At 54.1% G+C, this 19,613-nt stretch carries 12 protein-coding genes; 8 read left to right on the plus strand and 4 right to left on the minus strand.

The annotated features are described in order from the left end of the window. Positions 1 to 17: 17 nt before the first annotated feature. Positions 18 to 3,398 carry a HEAT repeat domain-containing protein gene (locus AB2U10_RS08470; protein ID WP_367914895.1) on the plus strand — a complete coding sequence of 1,127 codons (3,381 nt, stop codon included), beginning with the start codon at positions 18 to 20 and terminating at the stop codon, positions 3,396 to 3,398. Between the two features lie 46 nt (positions 3,399 to 3,444). On the opposite strand, the gene AB2U10_RS08475 is transcribed toward AB2U10_RS08470, so the two are convergent. Together AB2U10_RS08475 and AB2U10_RS08480 are read right to left on the minus strand one after the other, a co-directional pair. Then, positions 3,445 to 6,873, minus strand: a complete 3,429-nt coding sequence (locus AB2U10_RS08475) for a ThuA domain-containing protein (RefSeq protein WP_367914896.1) — start codon at positions 6,871 to 6,873, stop codon at positions 3,445 to 3,447. Positions 6,874 to 6,894: 21 nt separating this feature from the next. Continuing rightward, positions 6,895 to 8,163 (minus strand): serine hydrolase domain-containing protein, encoded by a 1,269-nt coding sequence (locus AB2U10_RS08480; RefSeq protein WP_367914897.1) that lies wholly within the window; start codon positions 8,161 to 8,163, stop codon positions 6,895 to 6,897. Positions 8,164 to 8,350: 187 nt separating this feature from the next. Between AB2U10_RS08480 and miaB the strand changes: the two genes are divergently transcribed. The 7 genes from miaB (at position 8,351) to AB2U10_RS08515 (ending at position 17,161) form a co-directional block, all read left to right on the plus strand. Next, on the plus strand, positions 8,351 to 9,739 hold the full coding sequence (gene miaB, locus AB2U10_RS08485) for a tRNA (N6-isopentenyl adenosine(37)-C2)-methylthiotransferase MiaB (protein WP_367914898.1): 1,389 nt from the start codon (positions 8,351 to 8,353) through the stop codon (positions 9,737 to 9,739). A 2-nt stretch (positions 9,740 to 9,741) separates the two neighbouring features. Further along, on the plus strand, positions 9,742 to 11,016 hold the full coding sequence (locus AB2U10_RS08490) for a sigma 54-interacting transcriptional regulator (RefSeq protein ID WP_367914899.1): 1,275 nt from the start codon (positions 9,742 to 9,744) through the stop codon (positions 11,014 to 11,016). After that, positions 11,003 to 11,500, plus strand: coding sequence for an LPS assembly lipoprotein LptE (gene lptE / locus AB2U10_RS08495; RefSeq protein ID WP_367914900.1), 498 nt, complete (start codon positions 11,003 to 11,005; stop codon positions 11,498 to 11,500). Before AB2U10_RS08490 ends, lptE begins: the two co-directional genes overlap by 14 nt. After that, the gene (locus AB2U10_RS08500; protein ID WP_367914901.1) at positions 11,494 to 11,850 is read left to right on the plus strand and encodes a hypothetical protein; all 357 of its coding nucleotides are present in this window, start codon (positions 11,494 to 11,496) and stop codon (positions 11,848 to 11,850) included. Before lptE ends, AB2U10_RS08500 begins: the two co-directional genes overlap by 7 nt. 70 nt (positions 11,851 to 11,920) lie before the next feature. Further along, the gene (secG, locus tag AB2U10_RS08505; protein ID WP_367914902.1) at positions 11,921 to 12,265 is read left to right on the plus strand and encodes a preprotein translocase subunit SecG; all 345 of its coding nucleotides are present in this window, start codon (positions 11,921 to 11,923) and stop codon (positions 12,263 to 12,265) included. Positions 12,266 to 12,338: 73 nt separating this feature from the next. Beyond that, positions 12,339 to 14,042: a PHP domain-containing protein gene (locus AB2U10_RS08510; RefSeq protein WP_367914903.1), complete on the plus strand. Its 1,704-nt coding sequence runs from the start codon at positions 12,339 to 12,341 to the stop codon at positions 14,040 to 14,042. A 77-nt stretch (positions 14,043 to 14,119) separates the two neighbouring features. Continuing rightward, positions 14,120 to 17,161, plus strand: coding sequence for a beta-L-arabinofuranosidase domain-containing protein (locus AB2U10_RS08515; protein WP_493820390.1), 3,042 nt, complete (start codon positions 14,120 to 14,122; stop codon positions 17,159 to 17,161). 27 nt (positions 17,162 to 17,188) lie between these two features. On the opposite strand, the gene AB2U10_RS08520 is transcribed toward AB2U10_RS08515, so the two are convergent. Both AB2U10_RS08520 and AB2U10_RS08525 read right to left on the minus strand, forming a co-directional pair. Then, a complete protein-coding gene (locus tag AB2U10_RS08520) occupies positions 17,189 to 18,427 on the minus strand; it encodes an alkaline phosphatase family protein (RefSeq protein WP_367914905.1) in 1,239 nt (412 codons plus the stop codon). A gap of 172 nt (positions 18,428 to 18,599) precedes the next feature. Continuing rightward, positions 18,600 to 19,601: a redoxin domain-containing protein gene (locus tag AB2U10_RS08525; protein ID WP_367914906.1), complete on the minus strand. Its 1,002-nt coding sequence runs from the start codon at positions 19,599 to 19,601 to the stop codon at positions 18,600 to 18,602. Positions 19,602 to 19,613 lie beyond the last annotated feature (12 nt).

Consider the following 19,613-nt stretch of genomic DNA (forward strand, 5'->3'; position numbering starts at 1 on the left):
ATCTTTAACCTCTACCTATGAAAAGAACCTTCCTGTTAATTACCTGCGGGGCCTTGTGCCTCTATGCCTGCCGTTCGTCGGATTCGGGGGGCAAGCCGGAGATCCTGGTCAAATCTGCGGCTGAAGATGACCGGGCGTATGCTGCACAGATCGAATCGGAAACCCCGGTTAAGCTGGCCGACGGACTGAAGATCAGCCTGTGGGCTACCGATTCGCTGGCACCGGATCCTGTATCTATGAGCATCGATGACTACAATACCATTTACCTGACCCGCACCAACCGGCAGAAAAATTCGGAGTTTGATATCCGGGGCCACCGCGACTGGATGACCGAGTCTATTAGCTGGCAGAGTGTGGAAGACCGCAGGGCCTTTCTGAAACGGTTCTTTGATGCTAAAGATTCGCAGAAAAACGACTGGCTTCCGGACCTGAACGGCGACGGCTCCCACGACTGGCGTGACCTGACCGTGGAGCAGGAGGAGATCTGGAAGCTGGAAGATACCAACGGCGACGGCCGGGCGGATCGTTCTACGCGGGTATTGAATGATTTCAGGGAAGAGATCACCGATGTGGCCGGCGCCATACTGGTGCGCAGAAAGGACGCTTTTGTAGGTCTAGGACCCGATCTGTGGCGGCTGGAGGATACCGACGGTGACGGGTATTACGACAAGAAGACGTCGATATCCCACGGCTGGCACGTGCACGTAGGGTTCGGCGGACACGGGATGTCGGGCCTGGTGGAAGGACCCGACGGCAAAATCTACTGGGGCATCGGGGATCCGGGGATGAATGTGGTGGACAAAGCCGGGAACCGGCATTTCTTTCCGAACGAGGGCGTAATTGTACGGTGTAATGCCGATGGCTCGGATTTCGAAGTGTTTTCACACGGCCACCGCAATACCCATGAATTTGTTTTTGATCAATACGGCAATGTCATCAGCTCGGATAACGACGGCGACCATCCGGGTGAGTCGGAGCGCCTGGTGCACCTGGTAGAAGGTTCTGACTCGGGCTGGCGCATCAATTGGCAGTTCGGCAAGTATACCGATCCGAAGAATAACCGGTACAAGGTGTGGATGGACGAAGGCATGTACCTGCCCCGCCACGAGCAGCAGGCCGCCTATTTCCTGCCGCCTATCCGCAATTACCACAACGGCCCCACCGGTATGCAGTTTAACCCGGGTACGGCCCTGGGAAAGAGCTGGCTGAATAAATTTTTCCTGGTAGAGTTTACCGGAACGCCCTCCGGAGCGCACATCTGGTCGTTTGACCTGAAGCCCAAAGGAGCCAGCTTTGATTTTAATTCGGAAACCGATATGGTCAACGGAATCCTCGCTACGGGCATCCGGTTTGGAACAGACGGCGCGCTGTACGCCGCCGACTGGATCAACGGCTGGGGAACCAAGAATTACGGACGTGTGTGGAAGATTGACGTGACCACCTCCGAGCTCAACGGGATAAGGAAGAAGACCCAGGCCCTGATGGCGGCCGATTACGGCAAGAAAAACGGGAGCGAGCTGTACGACCTGTTGTTTTTTGAAGACCAGCGGATCCGTCAGAAGGCCCAGTTTGAGCTGGCAGGACGGTCGGAAGGTGCCGGTCTCTTTGAGAAGGCTGCTCAGCAAACGGGAAATCAGCTGGCACGGGTACATGCCATCTGGGGAACGGGCCAGCTTCTGGCCGCGAAGAAAGGCGATGCCGCCCTGCTGATCCGTTTATTGAAAGACAATGACCCTGAGATTGCGGCGCAGGCAGCTAAGGTGCTGGGCGACGTACGCCATAAGCCGGCCGGCAGTGCCCTGGTGCCGCTGCTGGCACATGCCAGTCCGCGTGTACAATTTTATGCGGCACAGGCCCTGGGCCGCATAGCCTATAAGCCGGCTGTTCCGCAGCTGATCGGCCTGTTGAAAAGAAATAACGACAGCGACCTTTACATCCGGCACGCTGCTACGCTGGCGCTGTCACGCATAGATGACCGCGCGGCCGTGCACGGGCTGATCAGCAGCCCGGAGAGGTCGCTGCGGCTGGCGGCTGTGCTGGTGATGCGGAAAGTACAGGACCCGGAGCTGGCCCGCTCACTGAACGATCCTGATCCGTACATTGTGGCAGAAGCCGCACGGGCCATTAACGACGACCTTTCGGTAAAAGAGGCCCTGCCGGCCCTGGCCGCCCTGGTTACACGCCATGAGATCCGGTCAGAGGTGATTATGCGCAGGGCTATCAATGCGGCTTTGCGGACAGGCGGAGATCAGCAGCTGAATGACCTGGTAGCGTACGCACGCGATAACCAGGCACCTGCTGTGCTGCGGGCCGAAGCGCTGGCTACCCTGGCCGTATGGGCAGAGCCTTCTGTGCTGGACCGTGTAGACGGCCGTTACCGGGGCAGGGTAACGCGTGATGCAGCCCGGGTGAAAGCCCTGCTGGTGCCCGAAATGGAGAGTTTCCTGGCCAGTAAGGACCCGGCCATCGTGAATGCCTCCCTGAATGTTCTTAAAGAGCTGAAGGTGACCGATTTTAACGGGAAGCTGGATGTAATTTACCGGAAAACCGGCAACCCGGAGATCCGGTCGGGCATTCTTACCGCGCTGGCTGAGCTGAATTACGGAAAAGTGGGAGACCTGATCCACGATGCGCTGAAAAGCCCCGACAAAGACCTGCGCGGCACGGCCCTGGGCATGCTGAACAAGCTGGACATTTCGCCTGCCTTATTAAGCAATATGGTCAGCCAGGTGCTGCAAACCGGCGAGCAGGCCGAACAGCAGCGCCTGTTGAAAAGCCTGGGCGAAATGCCTTTGACCAGGACCGAAGGGCTCTTCCGTGAGCTGATCGGCCGGCTCAGAGACAAGCGTTTTCCTGACGGGCTGAGGCTGGACCTGGCTGATGCCGTCGAAGCTTCGGGTTCAGCACCCCTGGCCGCCGGGCTGAAAGCCGTTTTGCCGAAAGGAGATATTTACGAAGAATATGCCGATGTGCTGTACGGCGGAAACCGCTGGAGAGGCGAACAATATTTTAAGCAGAATGAAACGGGACAGTGCGTGAGGTGCCACTCCCTGGGCGACGCAGGCGCAACCGTAGGCCCGGATCTGAGCAATATCGGCCGGGTGCTGGAACGGAAGCAGCTGTTGCAGGCCCTGCTGGAGCCGGGAGCGCGCCTTGCCCCCGGGTTCGGGACCGTTAAGCTGACCCTGAAAGGCGGCCAGGAGGTAACGGGCATACTGGAAAAGGAAAGCGCCTCAGAGCTGGTACTGCGTACTTCGGAAGCTGAGCCGCTGCGGGTGCCTGTGTCACGCATCACCCGGCGCGAAAATTACCCGTCGGCCATGCCCGCCATGGGAGGCATCATGAGCCGGCATGAAATGCGTGATGTAATTGAATTTCTTTCGGGCCTGAAAAAATAGGCAGAATTAAAAAGTGCGCGTATCCCGGATACGCGCACTTTTTTGATTATTTCCCTACTATTACTTCTGCTCTGACCACTATCATGATCGTTTTGTCTTTAATTTCCGGATGCACAAACACCAGGTAAAGATCCTGGTTTTTCTGCAGGTCGGCTGCCGGTACTTTCAGCGGTATGGTTAAGATATCCGGCTTCTGGGTGATCGCTGCCGCCGGCTTCAGAAGGGCCGACTCGCCCACCAGCGTACCCGCAGGGCTGCCCAGCCGGAGCTCTATTTTACCGCCTACGGCATTGACCTGCGCCTCCGGTGCCATTGCAGCCACCACGAGCGCGGTAATTCCTTTCAGGTCAATGTTTTCCAGGGCCACATAGGCACCTGATTTTTGCGGCATAAGCAGCTTCATGTCGTTGAAAGACATTTTCATGACGTCTGCCTCTTTGTCAAACGCATGTACGTCAAGAACGGAATTCCGCAATACCACGGTATGCTCTGAACGTACCGGTGGCAAGCCGTTTGCTCCCTGGTCGGTGTAGGCCGCCCTGAAAATGAAAGATCCTTTACCGGCATCGGCCTTCGGCACAGCAGTGACGTAGGTACCGGTCAGCGGTAACCTGGCAGAGGCTTTTTCCTTGGCCAGGCTCAGGATATACTTCGCCATTTCTTCGGCATCTTTCTGGGGCAGGTCAGGGTGTGCCGCCATGGCTACTTCTCCCCATACGCCGCTTCCGCCGCTGATAATCTTTTTGCTCAGGTAGCCTACGGCATCCGCTGTTTTTTCGTATTTCTGCGATACGGTACGGTAGGTTGGCCCGATTGATTTTTTATCGGTATCGTGACAGGATTTACAGTCGGCCGCATCAATGAGCTTTCTGCCGCGGCTCATCATAATGGCGTTTTCGTCTGCCGTTTTGTGTCCCTGCGAAATCTCCACCTTGTCAAAGCCTTCGGCCAGGTAGTCGGCCGTAAATACCACGTGGCTGGCCTCAATGCCGTTGCCCAGCGTGCCGTCTTCCTTATCCTGCACACTCACACTGTAAGGAATAGCGCCACCGGCCCGGAAGAAGCTGGTGTTATGCCCGCCAAACGAGAGGTCAACCACAGGCAGGTCGTTTCCGGCGGCAATTTCCACTGTAGCCGCTGACTCCCCGCCTTTGCCGTCGTTTACGGTCAGTACGGCCTTGTACAGCCCGGGCTTATCGAGCGTGAGCGCTGCTTTTTCTGTTTTAAATTCTTTTTTGAAGCCGTTATCAGAGGTAACCAGCCAATGATAACTCAGGGCGTCATCATCCAGGTCGGTGCTGCCTTCACCCGACAGCTCTACCTGCAGCGGCACGGCACCTCCCGGCTGGCTTGAACGGGCCTCCACCTGGGGTTTCCGGTTTCCGCCGTTGTATTCAATACGGATCAGCCGGGCGTTGTCGTTCTGAACAAACCAGCCGGTGCCGTATTCCAGCATGTAGAGGTCGCCGTTCGGGGCAAACTCCATATCCATGGGGTTGTTGAAGGTCTGGTTGGGTAAGAACCGCTCCATCCGTACGTAATCGCCGTTTTCGTCGAGGGTAACGGCCATGATAAAGCCGCGCATCCATTCGTAGGTGATCAGCTTTTTGTCGTAGTACGACGGGAATTTCCTTTCGGCACCTTTGAAATCATCCTGGTAATACACCGGCCCGGCCATGGCGTTCCGGCCGCCGTTACCCATCAGCGGGAATTCAGGCGATGAGCCGTAAGGATACCAGATAAATGCATTCTGGGCCGGTGGAAGCTTTTGAAGACCGGTATTGTTTTTAGAGGTATTGAGCGGCGCGGCGGCATCCCATTTCGGACCCGACACCCCTTTCGCAAAATCATATTTGTTATAGGCCTTGTTGTCGCCCACAAAATGCGGCCAGCCGAAGTTCCCCGCTTTTTTGGCCTGGCCTACTTCATCGTGCCCGGCCGGGCCGCGGTCTTCTTTGGGATCACGGGCATCCGGGCCCACATCCCCCCAGTAGAGATAACCGTTATGCTGGTCTACCGAGATTCGGAAAGGATTGCGGTGGCCCATGGTATAAATCTCGGGACGGGTATTGGGCGTGCCTTTGGGGAACAGGTTACCTTCCGGAATGGTGTAGGTGCCGTCAGGCTGGGGTTTGATCCGGATCACTTTCCCTCTCAGGTCGTTGGTGTTGGCCGATGACCGCTGTGCATCCCACGACTCGCGTCCGGGGCGTTCGTCGCTGGGACTGTATCCGTCTGATCCGTGCGGGTTGGTGTTATCGCCGGTAGAAAGGTAGAGGTTCCCGTCTTTGTCCCAGGCAATAGAACCGCCCGTATGGCAGCATTCTTCGCGTTGGGTTGGCACTTCAAGAAGCTCTTTCCGGGAATCCATCAGGAGATTGTCGCCCTTCAGCTCAAAACGGGCCAGCACGTTCGATGATTTTACGGGATCGGAATAGTACATGTAGATCCAGTTGTTTTTGGCAAAATCAGGGTCTTTGCTCAAGCCCAGCAGCCCGTCTTCGGCCTCGCGTACCTCTCCGGCCTTATTGGTATACTTGGTGCTGACAGGTAGTTTGGCAATGTCTTTCAGCTCACCGGTTTTATTGTTGAACAGCCGGATCTCGCCCTTGCGCTGAATGAAGAGAATCCGGTCGTTATCCAGTACTGAAAGCTCCATGGGCTCGTCAAGCTTCTCGGCCAGCACTACTTTCGTAAAGCGGTTCTCTTCGGGTCTTGACCGGGAAAAATCTACAGGTTTGGGTTTTTCGCCACCGGAAGCGTACACAATACCGCCCCAGAGATGATTCAGGAAAAGCGGGTCAGAAAAAGACTCTTTGGTATGGCCCAGGGCCGTGTAGAAAGAACGCCCGCCGTCAAACTCCTGGTACCAGCTCATGGGGTGGAAATCCGGGTTTTTACCGCCGCTATAAGAGGTTTCATCAATGGTCAGCAGCGGGTGGATATTTTTGGAAATATTCCTGAAGTTGTAAAACTCGTCGGTGTACTCAAAATGCTCGGGCATGCCTTTGGTGGCCAGGTTATCTTTTTCCACTACGGTGAACCTGCCTTTCTGCACATTGCTGGGTACGCCGGGGTGGTCAACAAAGACGGCTCCGGCCAGCTCGCCATACCAGGGCCAGTCGTATTCGGTATCGGTGGCCGAGTGGATCCCCACATAGCCGCCGCCGGCCTGGATGTAGCGTTCAAAAGCTTCCTGCTGGCGGGCATTGAGGATTTCACCGGTGGTATTCAGGAACACCACGGCGCTGTAGCCGGCCAGGTTTTTTTCGGTAAAGGCCGTTGCATCTTCGGTGAAGTCGGCTTCAAATCCTTTTTCCGCCGCCATTTTTTTAATGGCTTCTATGCCCGGTTCAATAGAATCGTGCCGGAAACTGGCCGTTTTACTGAAGACCAGGAGCCTGATCTTCCGGTTCTCCGAACACGAGGAAAAGGTCATGATCGCAAGGATCAGGAGTACAAGTGTATTTCTCATGAGTATTGAAAGGTTGAAAATTTAATCGTTAATGGCCTGGAAAACAACCTGCCGGAATTTCCAGGAGGTATTGTCGCCCGAAATCCCCTGGGTTTGTTTCATCAGCACGCCGATGACCTGCTCTTCCGGGTCGGCAAAATATTGCGTATTGAAATAACCGCCCCAGCTGAAGGTGCCCTCGCTGCCCAGCCCGCCGGTAGCCGCTCCTTTGGGGTTAACCACAGAAAATGCCAGTCCCAGGTCCTCGTTGCCACCGGCCCAGAGATCACCGATCTGGTTGGCCATCATCATGTCTATGGTCAGCCTGCTCAGCAGGCGTTTGCCGTTATAAATGCCTTTGTTGAGGTACATCTGGAGAAACCGGGCATAATCGGTAGCGGTAGATGAAAGCCCCGCGCCGCCCGAGAAGAAGGTTTTTGCCCCGCGTACCGGGTAAAGGGCATCGTAATAGGGGTTATCGTTAAAAACCGCCCAGACACCGTTCTTTTTGGTTTGCACATCGGTCAGCCGGGCCGCCTTGCTGTCAGGCAGGTAAAAGTAGGTATCGCGCATTTCGAGGGGAGCAAAAATCCGCTCCCGGAAGAAAACATCAAGGGGCTGCCCCGAGAAAAGCTCGATCAGGTAACCGGCCACATCCAGTCCTTCGCTGTATTTGTATTTTTCGCCCGGATGAAAATGAAGGGGCATTTTTGCCAGCCGCAGGATATTTTCCTTTGTGCTTACCGGATCACCGGAAAAGATGTCTTTAATGCCTGCCTTCTGGAAAATTTTCCGGAAGGTGCTGTCGTCAATAATGCCGTAACCAATGCCCGAAGTATGCGTCAGCAGGTGCCGGATAGTGATAGGGCGGGCCGCCGGTACAGTGGTAAAGCTGGAGTCTTTTTCATGGAAGGTATCCAGCACGCCTGCGTCTTTAAATTCAGGAATATATTGGGATACGGGATCGTCGAGGCGGAATTTCCCTTCTTCCCACAGCATCATCAGGCCGGTAGCCGTAATGGCCTTGGTCTGGGAGGCGATCCGGAAGATGTCGTCTGTTTTCTGGCTTCTGCCGGGTGAGGCATTGCCGAATGCCTTCAGGTAAACAATCCTGCCTTTCCGGGCCACGAGCGCTACGGCACCCGGGATCTCTTCTTTGGCTATGGCTTCAGTGAACAGGGCATCGATCCGTTGGAGCCGGTCTTCGGAAATTCCCGCACTCTGCGGAGTGCCGGGACCCAGCATAGGGGCCTGCTGACCCTGTAGGGTGTACGTGGCGCAAACCAGTACAAACAGGATTTTTTTAATCATCAATTTAACGGTAGGTTGAATAACGGCTTCAAATTACAAAAAAAAGATTTCCAAACCCTAACCGGCCCGTTTTTTTAGGAGGAAACCGGCCGTTTGTCCGGAAAATACACCACTGCAAACAATCTCGGCGAAAATATCTGCCATATTGTCAGAAATGCGTACCTTTGTGCGTTTAATTCAAAAGAAGATGAGCCATTTGACAGAAGAAGTGGAAGAAGCAAAAATTACGGTCAACGAGTTTGTAAACGGGACCAAGAAATTATACATAGAAAGTTACGGCTGCCAGATGAACTTTGCCGACAGCGAAGTGGTGGCCTCCATTCTGCGCAACAACGGGTACTCTACCACCTCGGATGTGGTGGAGGCAGACCTCATTTTGCTGAATACCTGCGCCATCCGCGACAACGCCGAACAGCGGGTACGCAACCGGCTCAGCATCCTGAATTCGAATAAGCGGCGCAACCCTTCGCTGAAAATAGGGGTGCTGGGCTGCATGGCCGAAAGGCTGAAAACCCAGTTCCTGGAAGAAGAGAAAATGGTAGACCTGGTGGTAGGGCCCGATGCCTATCGTGATCTCCCCAATCTCCTCCAGGAAGTAGACGAAGGCCATAAGGCGGTCAATGTTTTTCTCTCGCGGGAAGAAACCTATGCCGACATCACCCCGATACGGCTGGATTCCAACGGCGTATCGGCTTTCATATCCATTATGCGGGGGTGTAACAACATGTGCAGCTTCTGCGTGGTACCCTTTACCCGGGGCCGTGAGCGCAGCCGCGATGCGCACTCGGTGGTGAAAGAAGCGCGCGAGCTTTTTGAGCAGGGCTACCGCGAAGTGACCCTGCTGGGACAGAATGTGGACTCGTACAACTGGAAGAACGGGGAGGAGTCGTTTAACTTTGCCCAGCTGCTGGAAGCCGTGGCACTCATCAGCCCCGACCTGCGCATACGGTTTTCTACCTCCCACCCGAAAGATATCACGGATGAGGTGTTGTACACCATGAAGAAATACGACAATATCTGCAATTATATTCACTTACCGGCCCAGAGCGGAAGCTCGCGTATCCTGGAGCTCATGAACCGTACGTACGACCGCGAATGGTACCTGGGTAAAATAGACCGGATCAGGGAGATCATTGGCGAAGACTGCGGGATTTCGCACGACCTGATCGCCGGTTTCTGCACCGAAACCGAAGAAGATCACCGGGATACCCTGACCTTAATGGATTATGTGAAGTTTGATTACGGTTATATGTTCTTTTACTCGGAAAGACCGGGCACACCGGCCGCCAAGAAGCTGGAAGACGATGTGCCGGAAGAAGATAAGAAACGCCGCCTGAACGAGATCATTGCCAAACAGCAGGAGCACTCGCTTCTGCGCAACCAGCTGGCGGTAGGAAAAGTATACCGGATCCTGATAGAAGGAGAATCGAAGCGTTCACCGGAAGACCTCTGCGGGCGCAACGACCAGAACAAAATGGTGGTTTTTCCCCGTAAGCACTACCGCAAAGGAGAATACGTTAACGTATTGGTCACTTCCTGCAGCACAGCCACACTTAAAGGGGAAATTGTAGACTGAGCATGGAGAACACCCGTGAAATACAGGATGTAAAAAACCGTTTCGGGATCATTGGGAATGCCCCGGCCCTGAATTATGCGCTCAGTGTGGCCATACAGGTGGCACCCACCGACCTGACCGTGCTCATCAACGGCGAAAGCGGCAGCGGGAAAGAATCTTTTTCAAAGATCATTCATGGCCTGAGCAACCGGCGCCGGGGACCTTTTATTGCCATTAACTGCGGGGCCATCCCGGAAGGTACTATTGATTCAGAGCTTTTCGGACACGTGAAGGGCTCGTTTACCGGCGCTGTAGACGACCGTAAAGGGTATTTTGAGACCACCAACCAGGGAACCATCTTCCTGGACGAGATAGGCGAGATGCCCCTGGGCACCCAGGCGCGCCTGCTGCGGGTGCTGGAAAACGGCGAGTATATCCCCGTGGGCTCATCTGCCGTCAGGAAAACCGATGTGCGGGTAGTAGCAGCCACCAATGTGGATCTGATGTCAGCGGTAGAGAACGGGAAGTTCAGAGAAGACCTCTATTACCGGCTGAATACGGTGCCCATCAAAGTACCGCCGCTGCGGGACAGGGGGTTTGATATAGAGCTGCTTTTCCTCAAATTTACCACTGATTTTGCCGAGAAAAACCGTATACAGCCTGTAGAGCTGGCCGAAGACGCCCGGATCATGCTCCGTTCTTTCCGTTTCCCGGGAAATATACGCCAGCTGAAGAATATAGCCGAGCAGATCACCCTGCTGGAGCCTGACCGCCTGATAAGCGGAACGGTGCTGTCCAAGTACCTGCCCAAAGAGCAGGCTTCGGGCCTGCCCGCCCTGCTGAACATGAAAGAGGGACAGGACTTTTCAGAGCGGGAGCTCCTCTATAAGGTGCTTTTTGATATGAAGAAAGACGTGACCGATCTGAAAAGGCTGGTGTATTCGATGATGTCGGGCAATGCGGTTGACAAAGACTCGGTCAGCCCTGAATTTTTTCACGAAGTGGCCACAGAAACGCCGATGCTATATGCGCATCCCGACAGCAGCCTGTATTCGCCGTTCAGCACCAGTACCCTGAAAATTGACGATGTTCAGCGAAACAACGAAGACATTGAAGACATTACCCATGAAACGGACGAAGATTCTCTTTCACTCGAAAAAAACGAAAAGGAAATGATCATCAAGGCCCTCCGGAAAAGCAATTTTAAACGTAAATATGCGGCCCAGAGCCTCGGAATTTCAGAACGCACGTTATACAGAAAGATCAAACAATACGATATTACCGATGAGAAGCCTTAGTGTTTTATTGTCTTTCCTGCTGACGTCTTGCGGAGTATATTCATTTACCGGCCGGAGTACGCTCTCGTCAGATGTGAAAACGTTTTCCATTCAGAACATCACCATGTCGGCGCCGTCGGGCTACGCTACGCTGTCGCAGGACCTGACCGAAAAGCTGAAAGAATATTACCAGCGGAACACCAAGCTGAAGCAGGTGGCCCAGGGGGGCGATATCCAGATCGAAGGCTCGGTGGTGGATTACCGTACTGACGGGGTGGCGTCTTCTGCCAGCGGCGATAAGGCCGCCATGAACCGGCTGACCATTGTGGTAGAGGTAGTGTTTTCCAACAAGTACAACGAGGCGGATAATTTTGAAAAAGATTTCTCTTTTTATATGGATTACCCGCAGAACCAGACCTTAACCGAAGCAGAACCCACGCTGGTACCGAAAATCCTGGATCAGCTGGTGCTTAATATTTTCGGAGATACCGTAGCAAAATGGTGAAAGAGCTGAACCGGATCATCGGGAGTAAAGATTTCACCAGCGGGGAAGACACCCGCAAGCTGGTCTTTATCTGTGCCAACCACCGCGATTTTGAACTGCCCTTTGCCCTCCTGACTCATTACCCTGTTTTTGAAACGTATGCCGAATACTGGGAGAAAGGGCGGGAGATCATCCGGAGAAATACGGACTTGCTGGACGAGCTGCTGCGGCCGGTGAGGGAAGAGCCGGTGCCGGAGTTTCCCGGAGAAAAGCTTTCACGGGCCACGCGGCTGGCGCTTCAGAAGAAGGCAATCCGGAAATACCTGAAGCATTACCCGGTAAAAGGTGAGCCGGGACAGGATCTGCATTAAAAAAAAGTACAACATTATATACAGGATAGTTATAAATCACTATCTTTGCGGCTCGAAATTTTGAAATTGTATGGTAACTACTATTATTGTATTGTTAATTATAGCGGCTATTCTTCTGACCATTGTGGTTTTGATACAGAATCCGAAAGGCGGCGGACTTTCGTCTGAATTCGGCGGAAGCGGCGGTGCGCAGATGTTCGGTGTTCAGAAGACAGGCGATATTGTAGAGCGGCTGACCTGGGGGTTTTTCACCTTTATCCTGGTAGGTTCACTGGGAACGCTGATCTTTATCAAATCAAGCGGCACTCAGCAGGCCACGCAAAGTGATGTAAACGTGGAAAAAGCGACTACCACCACTGCGGTTCCTGCTTTACCGGCTCCGACCTCTACAGCCACAGCTGACAGCACCAAATAAGCTGTAACCCAAGACATTTTTTAAAAAAGATATCCGTTAGGATATCTTTTTTTGTTTTTTAACTTTGCAGGCTATGGAAAACCAACTGACCAACTCGGATATTGCTGACATTCTCCAGCTTGACGGCAAGCTCCTGGACCTGCACGATACAGACCCGGTAAGGGCCAAAGCCTACGTAGATTCGGTATTTACCCTTGAAAGACTGGATAAGCAGATTGCCGGGATGACGCCTGCGCAGATCGGGCAGATCCGGGTATACGGAAAGATACTGCAGCCGGCTATCCTGGAAATCCTGGAAACCGGTACGCTGGCCGAGCTGGCGGAGCTGGCGGAAAAAACACCGGCAGGTATTTTCGAGGTGATGCAGGTCAAGGGCCTGGGCATCAAAAAGGTAAAAGCCCTGTGGAAAGACCTGCAGATCACCGGTCTCGAAAGCCTCAGGGAGGCCTGTGAAAAGGGGGTAATAGCACAGCTGAAAGGCTTTGGCGTAAAAACCCAGGAGTCTATCCTCGAGTCAATCGCCTTCCTGGAAAGCCTGAAAGGGAAGCTTCGTCTGGATGAAGCGCTGCTGTTGGGCGGGGAGATTCTGGAAGAAGTCAGGAAAATTTACCCGGATACCTACCTGAGCGGGGAGGCCCTGCGGTACGAAAATACGGTGGCCGAGCTGGCGTTTATAGTGGTGAAAGACGGGTTTGGCGGGATCAGGCTGCCCGAAGATACTTTCCACCAGGATATTAAGCAATCATCACCGGGAACCTGGCGCGGGCATTACCGCAACTTTGAGATCCCTGTGGTGATGGAAAAAGTATCTGCCCGCGATCGCGTGGCCAAAAGCATCATTAAAAGTGCGGCAGAAGACCACCTGATGTACCGGAACGGCAACGACGAAACGTTTCTCAGCTTCCTGGGCAAAAGCGGGTTTGAGTCGGAAGAAGAGGCCTACAGGCAATTCGGCTTTGCGTACATTATCCCGGAAATGCGGAACGGCTGCGGGGAATTTGAACGGGCCGTGGATCCCGAAACCCTTATTTCCTGGGAAAAAATAAAAGGAACCGTACACAACCATTCTACTTATTCCGACGGCAAGCATACCCTGACAGAAATGGCGGAAGCCTGCCGCAGCCTGGGCTGGGAGTACTTCGGCATAGCCGATCACAGCCAGACTGCCGCCTATGCAAGAGGGCTGTGGCCGGAAACAGTTTACCGGCAGCAGCGGGAGATTGACGAGCTGAATGCCGGGTATGCCGGGCAGTTCCGGATACTGAAGGGGATAGAGTCGGATATTCTTCCTGACGGAAGCCTGGATTACGATACGGAGGTGCTGAAAACCTTTGATTATATTGTGGCCTCTGTGCATTCGGTGCTCAGCATGGACATCGAAAAAGCAACGGCCCGGCTGATCCGTGCCATTGAAAACCCGTATACCAGCATACTGGGGCACCCCACCGGGCGTCTGCTGCTTCGCAGAACCGGCTACCCCGTTGATCACCGGAAAGTGATAGACGCCTGTGCCGCCAATGGGGTGATCATGGAGCTGAATGCCAGCCCGTACCGCCTGGACCTGGACTGGGCCTGGATAGGTTACTGCCTCGAAAAGGGGGTGATGATCAGCATTAACCCCGACGCCCACAGCACAGACGGCCTGCTCGACATACGCTACGGGGTGATGATTGCCCGGAAGGCGGGACTCCCCGCCGATATGACGCTGAATGCGCTGCCTTTGCAGGAAGTAATGAAAAAACTGAAGAAGCAGGGTGCGGCTGTTAATATCGTGTAACCATTCGCTAAAATAGATTTATATACCCAGCGGTATTCTTCCTAGTTTTGCAAGGTGTAAATGATTAAACTATGAAGATGTACAAAGTATTTCTGCGGATTATCCTGCTTTCAGCCCTTTTACCCGCCGGTGCTTACACCGCCCGGGCCCAGGACCAGATATTGGACGGGATCGGTGAAACAGGGATGATTGCACGCTATGTGTTTAACGGGGATACCCGCGACTGGTCGCGCAATAACCTGCACGGTACGCCGGGCACCGGCGTTCAGTTTGTGAACGACAGCCGGTTCGGAAAAGTTTTATCGCTTTCGGGAGAAGGCAATGCGTTTGTCACCCTGCCGGGAGAAACCCTCACCGACCTCGAGTCGATCAGCATATCGGGATGGATTTACCTGCGTTCTAACCGCGCCGGACAGCGTTTCTTTGACTTCGGTACAAGCGCCGGCCGGCATTTTTCTGCCGCTCCGTCGGGTACTAAAAGCGGTGAGGGCTACCAGGCGCTGCTGACCACCGGGGAAGAAAACCTTACCGGGGCCGTTTCACCGGCTATAGAATTGAATAAATGGGTGCACCTGGCCATTGTGGTAGATATACCGTCGCAATCCATGATCACCTATGTAGATAATAAGCCGGCCGGTGAAACTACCGCTATTCCGCGCGAGCTGGCCGCTGTATTTGGCCATTCGGCCAACCGGCTGTATATCGGGAAGTCGTTGCTGGCCGGTGACCCTGATCTCAACGCCCTGATCCATGATTTTCGTATTTACCGGGTTCCGCTGACCCGGCGCGAGGTAGCCGGAATCTACTACAATGCTACCCGCGGCAGCCAGGGAAGCACCGTGAACGTAGGCAAGCCGGAGGAGAACCTCCCGCAGTTTTCCCCGGCTGAATCGCAGCTGTACAACGCGTATTTAACCGCGGTGTCGGATATAGAAGTGGAAACAGAAGCAGGAAACCTGCCCCGCCTGCCCAGTCATGTGCCCGGCACCTACCGCAACGGGGTGGAAGGCCCGCCGGTACGGGTGATCTGGCCGGCACCCACCGATAACAGCGATGTGCTGGAAGCCGGGCGTTATACGCTGACCGGGCGTGTGGCCGGCACCAATTTTCATCCCAAAGCCCTGGTTACGGTTAAAAATACAGGCTCTGCGACTACGCCCGATGCGCAGCTGGAAACCTTTGACCTGAGCCGGGTTTCGCTGGAAACCGACGCCCACCATCACGATACCAAGTTTATTGAAAACCGGGATAAATTTATCAATACCCTGTCCAAAACCAATCCCGACGCATTTCTCTATATGTTTCGGCACGCTTTCGGACAGCCCCAGCCTGAAGGAGCGCGCCCGCTGGGCGTATGGGACAGCCAGGATACGAAGCTGCGCGGACATGCCACCGGGCATTACCTGACCGCCATAGCCCAGGCCTACGCCGGCACCGGTTACGACAAGGCCCTGCAGGCCGGTTTTGCTCAAAAAATGGAGTATATGGTCAACACATTGTATGACCTGGCTCAATTATCCGGGAAACCGAAAACAGCCGGCGGAGAATACGTAGCCGACCCTGTTGCGGTACCGGTAGGGCCCGGAAAAACCGCGTACGACTCCGACCTGAGCCAGGAAGGCATTCGTAACGATTACTGGAACTGGGGCAAAGGATTTATCAGCGCTTACCCGCCCGATCAGTTCATTATGCTGGAGCACGGTGCCCGGTACGGCGGACAGAAAACCCAGGTGTGGGCACCCTATTATACCCTGCATAAAATACTGGCCGGGCTGATGGATGTGTACGACGTAAGCGGCAATAAGAAAGCCCTGGATGTGGCTTCAGGCATGAGCGACTGGGTATATGCGCGCCTGAACCAGGTGCCCCGCGATACCCTTATCAAAATGTGGAATACCTATATTGCCGGCGAGTTTGGCGGTATGAACGAGGCCATGGCCCGCCTGTATCACATTACCGGCCAGGAAAAATACCTGAAAACGGCTCAACTGTTTGACAATATTAAAATGTTTTTTGGCGATGCACAGCATTCGCACGGACTGGCCAAAAACGTGGATACGTTCCGCGGCCTGCACGCCAACCAACATATCCCCCAGGTGGTGGGCAGCATAGAAATGTACCGGGTGGCGCATGATCCGGAATATTACAAAGTAGCCGATAATTTCTGGTACAAGGCCGTGAACGACTATATGTACAGCATTGGCGGAGTAGCCGGAGCACGTAACCCCGCTAACGCAGAGTGCTTCCCGATCCAGCCTGCCAGCCTGTACGAAAACGGGTTCTCGGCCGGCGGACAAAACGAGACCTGTGCCACCTACAATATGCTGAAGCTCACCCAGAACCTGTTCCTGTTTGACCAGCGGGCCGAGCTGATGGATTATTACGAACGCGGGCTGTACAACCATATCCTGGCCTCTGTGGCAGAACATACACCGGCCAATACCTACCACGTGCCGCTCAGGCCGGGGTCGGTAAAGCAATTCGGCAACCCCAATATGACGGGCTTTACCTGCTGCAACGGCACGGCCATAGAAAGCAACACCAAGCTGCAGAGCGCTATTTACTTTAAAAGCAGGGACAACCGGTCGCTGTATGTTAACCTGTACATTCCTTCTACCCTGCACTGGACCGAGCGCGGCATAACCGTGGAGCAGACTACCAGCTTCCCGAAAGAAGATCAGACCCGCCTGACCATCCGCGGGAACGGGGAATTTGACGTTCATGTGCGGGTACCTTCCTGGGCCACAAAGGGATTCTTCGTGAAAATAAACGGCAAGGCGCAGAAGCTCAAAGCTGTGCCGGGGTCTTACCTGAAAATCAGCCGCAAATGGAAAAACGGGGACGTCCTGGAATTGAGAATGCCGTTTGGTTTTCACCTGGATCCCGTGATGGACCAGCCGAATATTGCCAGCCTGTTCTACGGGCCGGTTCTGCTGGCCGCCCAGGAGCCCGAAGCAAGAAAAGACTGGCGTAAAGTAACACTGGATGCGAAAGACCCGGGGAAATCGATCCAGGGAGACCCGCAGAAGCTGGAGTTTACCGTTGACGGCGTGGTCCTTAAACCTTTTTATGAAACCTACGGGCGGCATTCGGTTTACCTCGATGTTACCCTGAAATAATTACCGGATGTGTGAAAAATGCCGGCTTTACGGCTGGATTATCCAGCGGTTGACGGCATTTTTCTCTCCTTCCATCACAATTTTCAGGAATTTGCTTTCCTTCCATTCCGGGGTGAGCGGGATGACCGCCTTACCGCTTTTGAGCTCAAAGCTGCCGGCAGGACGATATATATCGCCTTTCCCTTCGGTATCGAAACGGTTGGTAGTAGAGATCAGCACGTTTACTTTTCCTTCGGTTTCCAGCGGGGTCCATTCCAGGCGCAGCTCCCCGTTCACTGTGCGTGCCGCCGGCTCGGCCAGCGATACGTCGCCGGTAAACGGTATGCCGTCCAGCTCATACCGCTTTTCAGTGGGGATGGAGAGGCCCAGATGCCGGGCCACCGAAGGCAAAACATCTACAATGGCCGGCGTATAGATCCTGAAATACCGGTTCAGGTTTTTGCTGTTGGTGCATATCCATGACATGCGTTCCCGGGCGCTCTGTTTGCCGTGCGAGAGTCCGGTAGCAGCGTCTCTTCCGTGGTCGGTCACGATCACGATCAGCCAGTCTTCCGCATAGTATTGCTCCCTGTATTTTATAGCCTGGTAAAGCTCGCCCAGCTGGCGGTCGGTTTTCCGGATGGCCCCGGCCATTCTTTCGCTGTCGCCTGTGGCATGCCCCACGTCGTCGGTATACTGGAGATATACCCAGCTCAGGTCGGGGGCATCTGTACGGATGCTCCGGCAGGCCTGGCTGATCACTTCCTCGTCAATACGGTTGATATACGCCGATTCGGAGTCGTGCGGAAACCGCTCTTTGTCGAGCTCGTACCCGTCAAAGGCATAATCCAGCTTCAGGTAGCCGGTCTGGGCCAGGTTCTCGCCCAGCAGCTTTGTGCGGTTGTCTGTCCAGGTAGAATACACCGCCAGCTTCTTTTCGGGCCGGCTTTCGCGGAGGAGGCTGAAGAGAGTAGGGTAGTGGTAATTGGGATTTTCGATCCGGTTATCCCATACATTGTGCTTGTTGACCCAGGTGCCGGTCAGCATGCTGTTGTACGATACCGCCGAGATGGTCGGGGTCTGGGAATACGCCCCTTTTTCGCCGCCTACATAGGCCCGGGTGTACCCGCCTTCCCGGCTGATCATGTCGAGGTTAGGGGTGGGCGTGCTTTCCAGCAGGTCGGCCGGGATTCCGTCGGCAATCACCATAACTGCCTTGGGCGTACGGGTCTGGGCACAAGCCAGGCCCGAAAGCAGGAAAAAGAGGAAGAAAAAGCGGTTTCGCATGATTCCAGGGTTAAAATACAGGTAAAGATAAAGCAAATATACACCTGCAGGCCCATCTGAACCCGGTAAAATGCATGAACTATTTACGGCCTCCGTACGTTTTTAAGATGAATGACAAAAGGAGGATCTCCTTTTGAAATCCTCCTTTTGCCTGAGAGCAATCCCTCTCCGTTTACTTACCGCTAAGGCTCAGAACTTCCGCCAGCTTATCGTGCAGCTCCTGGCCCCGCAGATTTTTAGCCACAATAACACCTTCCGGGCTGATCAGGAAATTAGCCGGTATAGCCCTTACGCCGTATAGTGCGGCAGGACCGCTTTGCCAGTATTTCAGATCGGAAACCTGTGTCCAGGTCAGCCCGTCTTTTTCAATGGCTTTTATCCAGGCGTCTTTGGTTTTATCGAGCGATACACCGAAAACTTCAAACCCCTGTTCTTTGTATTGGTTATAGGCGCTTACCACGTTGGGGTTTTCTTTGCGGCAGGGGCCGCACCAGGCCGCCCAGAAATCAAGCAGGATGTACTTCCCGAAATGGCTGGAGAACCTGACCGGCTGGTCACCGGTATCGTTTAATACGAAATCAGGGGCGGGCTGGCCGATTTTTATTTTCTCAAGCGTCTCCAGGTATACATACAGGTTTTTTACATAGGCTGAATGCTGAATCTCCGGGCTCAGCAGGCCAATTGCGTTCCGGATCTCTTCGGGCTCCATGCGGTAAGCGTAGTTCCTGTAGAGAATATAGGCCGACGCAACAGAATTCGGATGATTACGCAGGAAATCTTCGATCTTCAGGTTTCTTTCGGCGCCCCGGGAGCTTTCAAAAACTTTCTGCGCTTCTGAACCCGTGATGCGGGTATTGCGGTAGTAAGACGAGCTGTCGAGCTCTATCTGTATGTTCTTATCTCCCTTGTCCAGGAAAAGAAAAGCCGGGGCCGTCTGTTCATCGGCTGTGATGCCGTATACTTCGGGCACGGAGAGGGCCGTACGAAAGCTGAATTTCCCGGAAGTAACCACGGCCGAGTCCAGCGTATAGAATATCTTATTCCGGAAAGCCTGGAGATATACTTTACCGGCCGGGGAGTTTTTCAGCTCGCCGTTTATGGATACGGTTTCCTGGGCAGCCAGGTTAAAGGTGAAGGCCCCGGTGAGGGCCAGGATAAGGCTATATTTTTTCATGATTTTTTGATT

It is taken from the genome of Leadbetterella sp. DM7 (assembly GCF_040829825.2).
GTDB lineage: Bacteria > Bacteroidota > Bacteroidia > Cytophagales > Spirosomataceae > Leadbetterella.